We start from the raw sequence: 14,841 nt of genomic DNA, 5'->3' as shown, positions 1-14,841 counted from the left end.
AACACGGAGAATCATGAACCGTTAGGTGTAAAATATTGACCATACGCGCTTATGTCCATTCGATAATTCAGGGGGTGATCCTTCATGAAATACCGCAGCATCCAGACCCGGCTGATCACGTTTATGCTCGCTGTTACAACCATTCCGCTCCTGCTCTCGCTATTGATCACGTTTACGCATACCCGCGAGTCCGTGAAGGAGCAGACGGTGAATGAAAATATACGGTTGATTTATCAAGGAGCGACCAATCTGATGAACTATTTGCACGGCATCGACCGCGCCTCCCTGTCCGTATATTCCGATCCCCATTTTCTGCGCAATCTTGCTCTCGATCCCGATAATCACCGGGTTGTAGCCGAGCTGTATACGACCTTGCAGGCCATCCAAACAGGCACGCAGGACGTGCATCAAATCTATCTGCACAATAATTTGACAGGACAGTCCACCCAAGTATCCAGCAATCTGCCCCGCAGGGAATTCCGGCAGGCCCCCTATCGCAAAATAGAAGAGTTCGGCCCGGGCAATACGGCCATCGAGCTTGTCCATCAGGTGCACAGTTACGGGTTCCCTCCGCGGCCTGCGGACATTCTGAATTTTGAAGTTTTCACCTTCTATCGATCCATCACCAACGTACCGTCACCCGACCAATATGCCCTTATGGCCATCGATGTGAAACTTGACAGTATTTTGGCTATTTGCGATCAGCTGTATGCTAAAGGGGAAGAACAGCTATACTTGATTGATGACAAGGGGAGCATCATTTACGGTCCGGATTCGCAGCAGAGAGGACAACGTCTAGACGACCCTGTGCTTATAGGCGAAATCGCTCAAGCGGATAATGGATATTACGATGGCAAAGACGCGATGATCGTCTACGAGAAGCTTGATTTGCCTTACGCTCCCTGGACGCTTGTCAAACAAATCCCGCATCAAACGCTGTACAAACATTCGACAGAACTAACGAGCATTAACGCGATTATTGCGATATTAGCACTGTTCATTGTCATATTCGGCACGCTATGGATATCCATTCGGATTACAAAACCCATTAAACAACTCACAAGCTATATGAATCAGGTGAAAACCGGGCGGCTTGACGTGGATATTGAGGTTACAAGCCCGGATGAGATCGGGATTCTCTCCCGCCGCTTCCGAACCATGATGGACACCATCAACAACCTGATCCTGCGTGAGTACCGTCTGGAAATCGCCAATAAGACCAATCAGCTGAAGGCACTCCAGGCTCAGATCGATCCGCATTTCCTATACAATTCGCTCCAGTCGATCGGTACCTTGGCCCTGCAGCACAATGTGCCGCGAATCTATTCCCTGCTCTCTTCGCTGGCGAATATGATGCGCTACAATATGCGAAACAGTGAGGGCAAAGTAACGCTGCAGGATGAGATCAACCATGTGCGGCTGTACCTTGAGCTGCAGAAGCAGCGGTTCCGGGACCAGCTGGACATCACATGGGACTTGGATCCGGAAAGCCTTACGGCTCCGGTTCCGAAAATGATCCTGCAGCCGATTGTTGAGAATTATTTCAAGCATGGCATGAATACACACGCTTGCGTCGGACATATATCCATATCCACCCGCATCTCGGAAGATCGCCGCTTGATCGTCGTCGTTGAAAATAACGGGTCATCCATCGAAGAGTCCGAGCTCGCTTCGATTCGCAGCAAGCTTGCGACCGCTTACGGCCACCCTGACCGAAACGATACCGGCAATGATTCGATTGGGCTCTTAAACGTATTGATGCGTTTGAACTTATACTCCGACAACAAGGCCGGATTAACGATAGAGAATGTAGTGCCACACGGCGTCAGGGTCACGCTCGATATCAACACATGGGAGAGTGAACAGTAGAATGAGAGTATTAATCGTAGATGACGAACAGCATGTGCGGGAGGCTATAGGGCTTCTGGCAGACTGGGAGCGGCATGGCATAACGGAAATCGATCAGGCCGCTGACGGTGAGGAAGCAGTGCGCTTAATCGAGGAGAACAAACCGCAAATTGTCATGACCGACATGCGAATGCCCCGCAAAAGCGGATTGGAGCTGCTCACCTGGCTGCATACCACAAAACCGGATATTAAAGTACTCGTCATTAGCGGATATGATGATTTTGAATATGTACGTCATACAATCCGTTCCGGAGGCATTGACTATATTCTCAAGCCCGTTGAACCGGACAGCTTGAACGAGGCGTTGACCAAAGCGGTTCAAACCTGGCAGCTCGAGGAAGAGAAGCGGCAGCAGATTACCAATCAGAATATCGAAATGAATCAGATGACCCCTTTCTATATGGACCGCCTGCTCTCGGATCTAGTTAACGGCTATGGCAACAAGGACAGCGTGGTTTCTCAATTGCGGAACCGGATGACGCTGCCAGTAACCAGCATGATCTATAATGTTGCGGTGCTACGCGATGATCAATTTGACGAAGCTTTGTTGTCCAAATTCCGCAACAGGCGCCATCTGCTATCCTTCACGCTCATTAATATTTGCAATGAGCTGTTGATGAAACAGGGGGTTGCCTTTCGACATATCGACAAACCCGGGGAAATCATTATTCTCTGTTGGAATCCGCGGCTTCCCTTTACCGACGTACTGGATCGAATAAATGACGGGTTCTTCTCCACCCTTCGCAGGCGGAGCCATTTCGGTGCCGCCAAAGCAGGCGCCTTTCCCGACGATCTGCCGAAGGCTTATCTAAATGCCGCCCAAGCCTTGTACAGCCGCAATTTATTAACCGGCAAATGCCGCATCCATCGCGAACGTGCTGTTGAAAGCGAAGGCTCGCGCACCCTGCGGCTCTCCTCCTACGAGGAGAAATTCAAGCTGGCTGCACTCAGCGGGAGCAAGGAACGCATCGAGACCGCCACGGAAGAGTGGCTGCAGGATGTTCGCGAGAGGGATCTCGTATCGCCGGAACATCTGGCCAGGTGGAATTCGGAATGGGACTGGATCCAGTATCACTGGACGGAAAATGAGGTAAACAGCACGCAAGAACCCGTCGAAGACGCTGAAATCTCGCAAGACCTTCCCTCCCCGCTTCCTTACAGCGAGGAGGGCATGATCTGCTGGGATCGCTGGCGCGAACAGATCAGCGGAAGGCTTTATGCGGCATCCCGTGTCCTTACTCAGATTCATTCCAAGGACAATCATATCATTCATGACATTGCCCACTATTTGGAGCAGCACTATCATGAGGAGATTTCCCTTCAGCAAATTGCGGGGAAGTTCTTTCTTAGCAGGGAGTACATTTCGCGCAAATTCAAGCAGGAATTCGGCGTGACGCTATCGGATTTTCTCGGGCGGATTCGAATCGACAAAGCTAAAACGCTGCTGCTCAATCCCCAGATCCGGATCGCCCAAATCGCGGAGATGGTCGGTTACCAGGATGAGAAGTATTTCAGCAAAGTGTTCAAGAAGATGGAGGGTTTCACGCCCAACGAATACCGCAAGAAACATATGAGTTAAGTGAAGGGCTAGTGCCTCTTTCTTTTAGCTGCTGGCTCGATATTCATTCTTTTGGGTATATTCTATATATTCCAGACTGATATCAGGAGGAGATTGTATGTACCGCAACAACCCGTACCGCTGGTGGAATCTGCTGTTATTCGCCGGGGTAATCGCCGTGAATGTGTTATCAGGCATGCTGCCGCTTGCCGGCAGAACAACCGGGGAGATATCGGATATGTATTATGCAGCGATCACTCCCGCAGGATATGCCTTTTCTATATGGTCCGTCATCTATGTGCTGCTGTTCTTTTTTGTCATCTACCAGCTGCGTCGTGATACCGGAAACCGCGATTCCGTACGATCCATCGGGCCATGGTTTATACTCAGCTGCGTATTCAATATGGCGTGGCTTGTATTGTGGCACTATCTTTATATTGAATGGTCTGTCGTGATGATGTTCTTACTGCTGTTAACCCTGTGGGTTCTATATGTCCGCACGCATACGATCGACTATCCGACGTCAGGCGAGAAGTTCTGTCTGAAATTGCCGTTTAGCCTCTATCTGGGCTGGGTGTGCCCTGCCTTTATCGTCAATGTCGGGATCGTGTTTCAGAAGAATGACTGGAGCCTGTTCGGCCTGCGCGAAACCACTTTGGGGATTGTGCTGCTCTGCATCGGTGCTTTACTCGCCATACTGATCGGCCAGCGTTACCGGGACAGCATCGTGCCGCTGGTCTTTACCTGGGCTTACATCGCCATCGCGGCCGAGCATCGGGAGACCGACAGCATCTTAATGACCGCCTTTGTGCTCTCTATCGTCCTGCTTGTATATGCCATATGGCTCTTCTTTACGCGCAATCGGAGAAGATCCCGGTATTAAACCGAGTCTAGATCTTACGCAAAAGAGAAGTTTCTTGCTTACGATTCGCTTCCTACTCGATCAAACGTAAAGGCTGTTGTTGATCTAATCCAGGGGGTTGCAAGGGTTCTATTCCATTGATCTCAGAATATCTCCTATAATCCCCTTGGATTGATGAACGCCCAGATCTGTATTTGTCATGATTATGATCCCCTTCCCTGAATACGGCCGCATGGTCAACATGCATTGAAATCCCACGCCCCATCCGAGTGATGAAACCTCAACCTCTTGATCAGACTCACCCAAAAAAACACCCAGCCCGGTCCATTCCTTGCTGCATTGAGGAGTAATCCATTCCTTCGCTCTGTCCTCAGATAATCCTATTCCGCTTCTGCCATTTAAAGAATCCATGAATTCGATCGCCAAGATGGCTAGATCGGATGGTGTGGTCCATAAACCGGATGCTGCCGCGTAGGGGTACATCGGATATTTGCCCTGAACTAACTCCCCGTTCTTGTGATGGCCACATGATAACTGTCCGCTTATGGATTGGGAAATGGTCGGATTCAGTATACTGCCCTTCATATTTAACGGTTCAAATACCTGCTCCTTCATCAGCACCTGAAATGGCTTACCAGACACGTCTTCGATCAGCAGTTGAATGATGCAAAAACCGGCATCCGAGTATACAAATTCACTCCCGGGCTCATATGTGACACGAATCGCTTCATTGCAATATGGCGTCCTTCCCTCCAACAGTTCTACCATAGAGGGGAAACCATGCGCGGAGTCCCATTCGCCAAAGCTGCCTTCAGGATCCCTGATTCCCGACTGATGGCACAATAATGTTCGAAGGGTCACTTTGCTATGCCGGGTGAATTCGTTCTCTGGAACTTTCCAGGTGGTAAGTTTAACATTAACATCTTCATCCAAATCCAGCAGCCCTTGACCAACCAGCTTCATAACGAGCATCGAGGTAACGAATTTACTGATCGAACAAGCGTTAAATATTGAATGTCCGGTTACCATGTTGCCGGTTCCAGCTTCCAAAGTGCCGTAGCTTTCTGCCACCCGAATATGACCTTCAGCAATCCGTGCCATGCTTAAACCGGATACCTGATATTGCTCCATCCATTCTCGAATATTCTTATTCATATTAGGCTCCATCCCCAAGGTATCCCCTCCCTATTATTAGTTTGACCTATATACTTGCTTCTCAGTGTATTATAGAACGTAAGTTCGCATCATTCAATGCTGCACTCTCCATAAAACATAAGAAAAACGTCTATCGACGTACTTTCTCAGAAGACAGACCGCATTTAGCGGAAGTTTTTCTTGCGAGATAAGGATGCTGAGCCTCGGATGTTTATACTTTCTTATCTCTTAGAAAAGGAGCTTTGCCAATGCAGGCAAAGCTCCCTTTTACATGTGATATTATCGCTTATTGCTTAACGGCGATGACTTCAATCTCAACCAGTCCGTCCTTCGGCAAACGAGCAACCTCAACGGCGCTGCGTGCCGGGTATGGCTCGGAGAAGAAGCTGCCGTACACTTCGTTCACCGCTGCGAAATCGTTCATATCCTTCAAGAATACGGTGGTTTTCACCACGTGGTCGAGGCTTGTCCCGGCTGCTTCAAGGATCGCCTTTACGTTGCTGAGCGACAGCTTCGCTTGCTCCTGAACCCCTTCACCGAATTCCCCTGTTTCCGGATTCAATCCCAGTTGGCCTGAAGTATACACAAATCCGTTGATTTCTACAGCTTGGCTGTATGGTCCGATAGCTCCTGGGGCTTTGTTGGTCGATATGATATGTTTACTCATGTTTTGTCACCCTTTCTATGTATTCCTATATGTGTACATTGTAATCTGCCACAGGTACTCTGGCAAATTTAATCTGCTGCCTCGCCGAGAACATGGATGACTTCATTGGTATACACATGGTGGCCTTTCATATCCGTTAAGCCGATATTCACCATCGACTTGGCTACTTTCCGTGCTGGTATAGCCCGGTATGGGGCCAGCTTCGGACCTTTGAATGCAAAGTCGAGGGAAGTCATGAGAACCGATGCCACCCGCTCTCCAAACCGCCGCTCTGACCGCTCGCCCAGCAATAATGACGGTCTGAACAGATGCAGCCCCCGAAAACCGATCCCGGCCAGCTTTTCTTCAACCTCTCCCTTGGTCCGAAGATAGAAATTACGCACCTTCGGATTGGCACCTGCGGAGCTGACCGCCATAAATTGTCTTACCCCGTGCCGCTTAGCCAACTCTGCTGTTTTGATGACATAATCCACATCCACTTTACGAAACTGCTGCTGGGAACCGGCCTTTTTGATCGTTGTTCCCAGGCAGCAGTACACGCTATGGACGCCGGAAAAAGCTTCGCTGTATCGATCCAGCTGATCCCATTCCACCAGGATGGGCAACAGCTTGGGATGCGCAACATCAGGAAGTCTTCGTACCAGCACGCGGACCTCCTCAACCTCCTCACGGCCCAGCAGTTCTTCAATTACCATACGACCCACAAGCCCTGTAGCCCCGACTACGAGTGCAACCATTCCACCTCACACCTCCCTCAATTCATGATATGAAATATGAATGACATGAAAGGCCTCGGCAGCCTGCTGCTCTTCTAAGCAGCACGAAGCACTCTCCGCCCCACCGTCAAAGCGATGAGCACCATCAGGATGCCCACTGTGGTTTGGAAGCCATATCGGGCTACCCAGTCCGGTGCATCTGCGATCCCTTTGAATATGAGCCCGCCCAGCACGGGACCCAGAAAAGAGGTGAAACCCGTGATGGCAGAGTATACGGCGATAAACATTGGGCGTTCGCTTTTCGGCGTATCCCCGATCATAAAGTTAAAGGCAAGCTGGTTAAAGCCACCTACGCCAGCACCAAGCAGCATATGAGACAGCAGCAGCACCGGAATCACGGGCAGGACGGACAGCAAGCCCCATGTCAAGCATGACCCCGCAATCAGCGGCAATGTCCAATAGAGCAAGGTTCTGTTGCGGTAGCGCGCATTCAAATTCCCCCATACGTAGAAACCGATCATCATGATCACGGTCTGTGCAACGGTCATAATGGATACGACCGAATACGAGATATGCAAGACGTCCAGCATGGCATACGAGTAGAGCGGAACAATCAGCGTTTGCAGAAAGAGCCAGCCCGCCAGAAACAGTGTAGATTTGATAAACGTGGTATCCGACAGCGGCTTTCGGATCATCGCCTTAAACTGACGCTCGCTCGAGTGCTCGAAGGGAGGGTCAGGGTACAAAAAGAATAAGGATAAGTTCGCAGCAATGGCGATCCAAGAAATGATGAACAGAATAAGGAAGCCTCCACCGCCGGGAACACGGTCCAGGATGATCCCGCCAACAAACAGGGTCAAGGCGCCGAGCGCATTCAAGATGGTATTACGTATGCCAAAATAACGTCCCCGGACCTTGGACGGCACCATATCGCTGATCAGCGAGGTCCAGAGCATACCGGATACGGTATTGGCAATAAAGGCGGCCATATAGAGGATCATAAACACCGGAATCCAACATCGTTCCGGGAAGATAAACGGGATGATCCCCGTAGCCCCCCACAAAATGCGGTGCATAAAGGTGAAGATAATCATCGCCTTCTTGCGGTATTGCAGGCGCTGGATCAGGTACGCAACCAGAATCTGAAGCACGTTGAACAGCGTAGTGACAGCCAGAACAAACCCAACCTCACTGGATTCCGCACCTAAGTACAATAAGTACCCTGTCAAGAAGGGACCGCCCAACAGTGTCTGCAAGATGACAGCCGGCACCCCTTCCCATGTGGCCGTCATCAAATGTTTACGCTGGTGCGAAACCTGTTTGTGCGGCTTGTGAATAACCTGGACAGCCTTGATGGTGATACACTCCTTCGATGACTTCAAATGGGCTGATCATACTTCCTTTTGACCTCATTCTACACCGCATCGGACCCAAGTCAATATGACTTTTTAAATATAAAACTCACATGAATTTCTCATGGCGCATAACCTGAACATCCAAACTTAAAGAGACAAAAAAAGAGCGCAAATCAGGCTCGATTTGCACTCTTTCTCCAAGCGGTTATGAAGCTGGTCAGCGGTTTCCACTCCCTGCGGAGCCAGCCGGAGGATTCGGCAGTTTCCTCCGCCATGAGGCCCGCGGTGGGCGCTGCCGCCTGCTGACTGTCCATGACAGGGAGAACTTCCTCATTCATCATCTCATAGTATCCCAAATGATAGGTGCTGACCATGTCTCCGTGTAAGGTAAACACCTTGCCGTCACGAATATCGATCACCTTGCCGGTCACAACCCGGGATTCCAACATGATTCGTTCTGCCTCCCTTATCGTCTTATGGACTAGTCGCGGTATCTTGCACTCCAATCCGTATATTCACGCTCCGCCGCATCCTTCGTATGTCCGTAGCGTTCCTGCAGCTTGCCAACCAATTTATCTTTCTCGCCGTCGATCACATCAAGATCGTCATCCGTCAATTTGCCCCATTGCTTCTTCGCTTCACCCTTCATCTGTTTCCATTTCCCTTTAAATACGTTGCTATCCATAAATATCAGCTCCTCTTAGAGTAATGAATGATGAAATGTAGAATTGCCTGTACTTCTGTATACCCCTTAGAAGTTTCTCTGAATCCTGGCAAACGATGTCATCACGATGAGACGGTATACGACTCAACAGATGATATGATATCCATATTTCATTCATCTCTAGCCAACTGGCAGAAGCAGCATGGAAATCGCAACACTTGTCTGCTGCCCTGGGGTCCAGTGATATGTTAACGACAGTCACACAAAAAAGAGACCGTTTACCTGCACAGGTACGGTCTCTTTCTTATTCCTATTCCACAGAACCAGTTGCGATTTCCCTGCTTGTCACCTCTAGCGGATCGTAATGACCTTCTTCTCCGCTTTCATATATTTAACGAACATGCCCGCATAATCGGGATCCCACTGGGTTCCCCTGCCGGCTTCCAATATGTTCAAGGCATCAACGGATTTCATGCCGCTGCGGTAGGGCCGATCCGACGTCATGGCATCATAGGCATCGGCCACAGCAATAATCCGGCCAAACAGCGGGATTTCCTTCCCCTTCAACCCATCAGGATATCCGCCCCCGTCATAACGCTCATGATGGGATCGCACTCCCTCCAGATAAGGCGCCATCGCATCGGCAGGCTCGATCTGCAGCAGAATGTTCTCTCCTTGAGCCGGGTGGGCCTTTACCTGATCGAACTCCTCTGCCGTCAGCTTTCCTTCCTTCAGCAAAATGTTGTCCCGCACCCCAATTTTGCCGATATCATGCAGCAATGCCGTCTTATGCAAAAGATCAACCTGCACTGCGCTAAGTCCCGCCAGCTGGCCGATTAACACCGAGTATTCCGCCACCCGAAGCGAATGTCCTGCTGTGTAAGGATCTCTGGCATCCAGCGCCGCTGCCAGGGCAGCAAAGTAACTGTCCAGCAGCTTGCGGTTCCGCTCCTCCCGCACCTGCAGACCGCGAACCATCATATTGAACCCCGCGATCAAATTGGAAAATTCATCGGAATAGAGATTGGAGGTCTGGATCAGACGTCCTTCCTTAATCTCATTCATCGCCCGGTACAGCTGCCGGATCGGCCGCTGTAAATCCTGGGTCAAGAGCCAAGCGCCGATATAAGCAAAACCGACACCCAGAAGCAATATAAATCCCGCCCAACCCCAGTACTGCTGAGCTATGATCTGACTGAGTCCCTCCAGACGGATCTGCACCGCTAGACTGAACAGAAACAGCGGAAAGGTGCCGATCAGCATCGTGCTCAGCAGAAACTTCGTCCGAATCGCCATGAATACATGGCCCTCAAGGGAAAAATCCACGCCATAACGCGACAACGCCTGCCGCCGAATCTCCTTGATCAGCGGACGGATAGCAGCGATCGTCAGGAAGAATTCGATCATGGCATGACAGCTGGCTAGCAGGACCGCCCCAAGGCAAGCCAGCCATATATAGAACGGCGGAAAATTCAGTTTTTCCTGCTCCATCATCCAGACCGTAAGCAGAATGGCCGGAAGCGACAAACCAAGCAGATGAGGTCCGAATATGCGGTATACCACCATACGCGGCATGCGGTGTATACTCAAGTATGCTTTTTCCAACGTTTCCAAATCCGTATGGCCTTCATCAAACCCCGCGTGAATCGGTCGTAAATACCGAAGAAAGACGGTCAGCTCCGACGCAATCATCACCATGAACGAAATGGCCAATATGACCACAAGACGCGCGCCTTCCTCAAAAGGAATTTCCAGAGTTGTTACCATTAATACGCCACCCACAACAAGCACAGCTGCAATGGACCCGATCATATAGTTCCGGATTAGCTGTTTAAGAAAAGACTTATACAGTTGCATGGAACGCCTTCTTTCATTAACAGATGATACACATCGGCAAGGCATATGAGATCCGAACGTATTCGACATGATGCTACAATTTTAAGAGTTCAGCAGCAGAATTTGCAAGAAAAAACTGTTAATATGAATATCGTTGGATTTCAGTAAAAAATCAAGCGTTTTTACATGACATTCTAATAAACATTTGAATATCTTTGCTTATTGCGAGCACCTGTGCTATAATAAGTAATTGTTACATGAAGTTTAACCCCGTTAGTTCCTCGAAACATGGTTATTTACATCTCTGTTGAAGTGCAAATTCCTATTTTATGACCCTAGAGTATGAGTTTTATGGAACGGATTTCTGATTCACACTGGCGCGGTCATCGGAGCCGCAAGGACGAAAGAGAGGCAGGGCTTTTGTCGTTTTAGAAGCAAAGATTCTTGAAAATACTTCAAATACGGAACCGACTGTACAGCCGTTATCGGCCGTCAGGGGTTAAATTTTATATGTGCTTTTTAGCGTTCAATCAAGGACTCGGCCTTTGGCCGGGTCCTTTTCCATGTTACGCTGCCCTTTCGTGTGTCGAATCCCAAAAGACCAGTGACAGCCGCCTAAACGGCTGCATATGATACCGGAGACGATCAGTATTCGGAAGGAGCGTGCAGTTTTGAAGAAAAAGAAAAAAAACTCGTCAACATCTTCTAACCAACCCTTCAGAGTTGACCCTAGTACCAGGGAACTCGACCTGTTACGCGGTAATGGACGCAGTCCCGAAAAAGAAAAAGAAAAAGATGCCCACATTCTTTCAACATTACCCCTCGCGGATCCGGAAGAGGATCTCATTGGCATTATCGAATTAAGGCAGCAAGAAAGAGAAGAAGTCACTGCTCCAGTGGTATCTGGCGAAACTTTTGCCATACAAACGGAAGATCCTGCAGTTTCTGACACCTTCACGATACCTACTGACTCCTTGGCGTTGTCTTCTGAGAACCTGACGTTGTCTTCTGACAACCTGACATTGCCTTCCGATCCCCCATCCCTTCCGGATTCGGAAATCGAGCCGGAGCAGTTGATTCTTGAAAAGGAAATGCCCGAAATTAAGGGAGCATTTATATTTACAGAGGATATAGGTGAATATGCCATAACCGAGAACCGGATCGCCTCCAAGTCTATTACGGCTTCCAAGCTGGCTCGAGGATCGATCGGTCCCGAAGCGTTGCAAGACTACAGCGTTTCAAGCCTTCACATTGCAGACGAAGCAGTGACCTCCAGCAAGATTGCTCCATTGTCAGTCACAGGCGAGCATCTCATGGATGGAACCTTATCGACGCGTAAATTCAGGGACGGCTCGGTTAACGCAAGCAAAATCAAGGATGGGAGCATAACCACCCAAAAGTTGGCGGACCATGCCGTCGAAGGGAAGAAAATAGCCGACGGCGCTATTACTGCAAGGCATCTCGAGCAGTTGCTCGTATCAACAGAGCTGCTGGACGACCAATCCGTTATTGGAGAGAAAATCGCATCAAGTGCCGTAGAAACCCGGCATATTTGCAATGATGCAGTTCACACCTCCAAGCTTGCCGATAATGCCGTCACATCATCCAAAATTCGCGATGGCGCCGTCACCGGAAACAAAATAGCCGATGGTGCCGTGGACGGCTCCCATATACAGCAGAAAGCCATTAACAGCGACCATCTCGCCAGCAGGGCCGTGACATCAGAGCATATTGCCAAGGGCAGCATCGGCACTGACCAAATTGCTGTTAGAGGCATTGGAGCTGACCATATTCAGAATGGATCGCTGGGCGCCCGCCATTTGGAAGACGGGGCGATAGGACCTGATCAGATTCAGCCTGGTTCCGTCGGTCCCGATCAGATTGACATCTGTGCCGTGTCCACCCGTCACCTGAGCGATTCCAGCATAACGAGCTCCAAACTTGCCGATCAGTCGGTCCATACAGCCAAACTGGTCGAGCAGGCTGTTACGGCCTCAAAAATCGCTGATCAGAGTGTTCTCCCGAGTAAGATTGCCAATGAAGCCGTACAAACGCGCCATCTGGTTAAAGGGGCCGTGGAATCGTCCCAAATCGCTTCGGAAGCAATTCAAGCCCGGCACCTCTCTCAAGATGCAGTGAAAGCAAAACATATCGCAATTGGCAGCATCCTGCCACAGCACTTTGCTCCTGAAAGCGTGCTCGGGGCGGCAATCCATTCCAGATCGATTGGAGAGCAGCACATGGCGGACCGTTCCATCGCGAGACAGCATCTTCAACGAGAATCGGTTGGGGAAGAACAGCTCGCACCCGAAAGCGTAACGAGCAGTAAGCTGGCTTTAGGCTCGGTTGGTGGCAGCATCATCAGGCAGAGTGGCGTAACTTCCAGCAATATCGCAAGCCAATCCATTCTACAGCAGCATCTTGCTGCGGACAGCGTCGGAGCACATGCCATACAAGACGGAGCGATCCAAGCTTCGCATTTAACCAACGGCTCGGTTGCCAGCTGCCACTTGCAGACCGAGAGCGTAGGGACAGAAGCGCTCGGACGCGGAGCGGTAACAAGCGATAAAATTGCGGAAGGCAGCATTGTCGAATCGTCCATCGGCGATGGGGTTATTGCACCTCGGCATCTGGCAGACCATACTGTAACGTCCTTAAAACTGTCACCGGAAAGCGTGTCAACCGACAAGCTGGTGGATCTTTCCGTTACGTCGTCCAAACTTGCAGAGGGTAGTGTAACTGCTGACAAAATAGCATCACAAGCCGTACGGTCCACTCACCTGTCAGCCCATTCCGTAGCCAAGGAAACCATTCAGAATGGGGCCGTTACCTCGGACAAAATTGCCCAGCAGGCGGTTGAGGGAGTGCATCTAGGACTGGAATCCATCTTGGGCAAACATATTACGCAAGAAGCGATCCACGGCTATCATTTGAAAAAGAAGTCCATTACGCTAAACCATTTGGCTGACGAAAGCCGTTCGGCCGACATGTTGTTTGCAGACGGCAGCATTCCAGGAGCAAAGCTTGAATCGCAATCGATTACGGAAGATCACCTCACGCCTTCATCCGTATCGGGGACGGCATTGAAAACAAACGCCGTAAGCGGAGAAAAAATCAAACCGCTCTCCATCTCGGCAGTGCATCTGCAAGAAGCGAGCGTCCTTTCGGACCATCTTGGTGAGGAGGCGGTCAAATCACAGCACATTGAGAATATTGCCGTAACCGATCGGCATATTGCACCAGGCTCGATCAACGCAAAGCATATCCAGATCGACAGCATTGAATCATCGCACATCGCAAGCGATGCCGTTCTTTCCGAGCATATTGCCGGAGAATCGATCCATGGCGACCATCTCAGCGAAGGGGCTGTGGCCTCCAAGCATATAGAGTTATTCTCTATTCAGAGTCACCATCTTGCCCCTTACTCCGTCAACATGGCCCATCTGGCGGATCAGTCCGTCGGCCATGTCCACTTGCAGCCGGATAGTGTCGGGGTTGATCAATTGCAACCCGGGTCAGTTAAATCAAGGCAATTGGCAGAAGGCGCAGTTCTTCCCCATCACTTGCAGACGAAGAGCATCAGCACGGAGCATATTGAAGCCGGCGCGATTACAACGGAGCTTATTCAGGATCATGGGGTTACGGGGGCTAAAATTGCCCATGGAACGATCACCGGTTCGAACATTGCGGCGGGTTCTTTGAACGGCTCCAAGATTGCCGAGGGCTCCATCGAGAGCAAACACCTTGGACCCGACGCTTTTGATAACTTCAATCTGGCTAATGGCTCTGTTACGGGAAGCCAAATCGCCAAGGAAACCATCACGGGAGCGAACATTGCGGCGGCTTCTTTGAATGGTTTGCAGATTGCAGAGGGCTCCATCGAGAGCAAGCACCTTGGACCCGACGCTTTTGATAACTTCAACCTCGCTGAGGGCTCTGTAACCGGAAGCCAAATTGCTGAAGGTACCATCACGGGCGCAAACGTGGCTGATGGGTCTTTGAACGGTTCTCTGATTGCCGAAGGCTCCATCGAGAGCAAGCACCTTGGACCGGGCGCTTTTGATAACTTTGCTCTCGCTGAGGGCTCTGTAACCGGAAGCCAAATCGCCAAGGGCACCAT

Annotated in this window: 11 protein-coding genes; 4 read left to right on the top strand and 7 right to left on the bottom strand. The window is 50.2% G+C overall.

The window, feature by feature from the left end:
* Positions 1–84 precede the first annotated feature (84 nt).
* The 3 genes from J7E85_RS28360 to J7E85_RS28350 all read left to right on the top strand — a co-directional run bounded on the left by J7E85_RS28360 (position 85) and on the right by J7E85_RS28350 (position 4,349).
* Positions 85–1,869, top strand: a complete 1,785-nt coding sequence (locus J7E85_RS28360) for a cache domain-containing sensor histidine kinase (protein WP_215163267.1) — start codon at positions 85–87, stop codon at positions 1,867–1,869.
* A 1-nt stretch (position 1,870) separates the two neighbouring features.
* Positions 1,871–3,487, top strand: coding sequence for a response regulator (locus J7E85_RS28355; protein WP_215163266.1), 1,617 nt, complete (start codon positions 1,871–1,873; stop codon positions 3,485–3,487).
* Positions 3,488–3,584: 97 nt separating this feature from the next.
* On the top strand, positions 3,585–4,349 hold the full coding sequence (locus J7E85_RS28350; protein ID WP_215163265.1) for a tryptophan-rich sensory protein: 765 nt from the start codon (positions 3,585–3,587) through the stop codon (positions 4,347–4,349).
* Positions 4,350–4,457: 108 nt separating this feature from the next.
* Here J7E85_RS28350 and J7E85_RS28345 read toward each other — a convergent pair whose 3' ends face one another.
* The 7 genes from J7E85_RS28345 to J7E85_RS28315 form a co-directional block, all read right to left on the bottom strand.
* Positions 4,458–5,483 (bottom strand): serine hydrolase domain-containing protein, encoded by a 1,026-nt coding sequence (locus J7E85_RS28345; protein WP_251036106.1) that lies wholly within the window; start codon positions 5,481–5,483, stop codon positions 4,458–4,460.
* A gap of 286 nt (positions 5,484–5,769) precedes the next feature.
* On the bottom strand, positions 5,770–6,150 hold the full coding sequence (locus J7E85_RS28340; RefSeq protein ID WP_076326022.1) for a RidA family protein: 381 nt from the start codon (positions 6,148–6,150) through the stop codon (positions 5,770–5,772).
* A 68-nt stretch (positions 6,151–6,218) separates the two neighbouring features.
* A complete protein-coding gene (locus tag J7E85_RS28335; protein WP_215163264.1) occupies positions 6,219–6,887 on the bottom strand; it encodes an NAD(P)H-binding protein in 669 nt (222 codons plus the stop codon).
* Positions 6,888–6,961: 74 nt separating this feature from the next.
* Positions 6,962–8,248, bottom strand: a complete 1,287-nt coding sequence (locus J7E85_RS28330) for an MFS transporter (RefSeq protein WP_215163263.1) — start codon at positions 8,246–8,248, stop codon at positions 6,962–6,964.
* A gap of 146 nt (positions 8,249–8,394) precedes the next feature.
* Entirely contained in the window at positions 8,395–8,670 is a 276-nt protein-coding gene (locus J7E85_RS28325) for a hypothetical protein (protein ID WP_215163262.1), read from the bottom strand.
* Between the two features lie 32 nt (positions 8,671–8,702).
* Positions 8,703–8,906, bottom strand: coding sequence for a CsbD family protein (locus J7E85_RS28320; protein ID WP_009593042.1), 204 nt, complete (start codon positions 8,904–8,906; stop codon positions 8,703–8,705).
* Between the two features lie 330 nt (positions 8,907–9,236).
* Complete coding sequence (locus J7E85_RS28315; RefSeq protein ID WP_215163261.1) at positions 9,237–10,742, bottom strand: HD-GYP domain-containing protein; 1,506 nt, start codon at positions 10,740–10,742, stop codon at positions 9,237–9,239.
* Between the two features lie 650 nt (positions 10,743–11,392).
* On the opposite strand from J7E85_RS28315, the gene J7E85_RS28310 reads away from it, so the two are divergent.
* Positions 11,393–14,841 (top strand): hypothetical protein (locus J7E85_RS28310; protein ID WP_215163260.1); only part of this gene is annotated, 3,449 nt, incomplete at its 3' end.

The organism is Paenibacillus sp. ISL-20 (genome assembly GCF_018613005.1).
GTDB lineage: Bacteria > Bacillota > Bacilli > Paenibacillales > Paenibacillaceae > Paenibacillus_AQ.
This window is presented reverse-complemented; position numbering and strand designations above follow the sequence as displayed.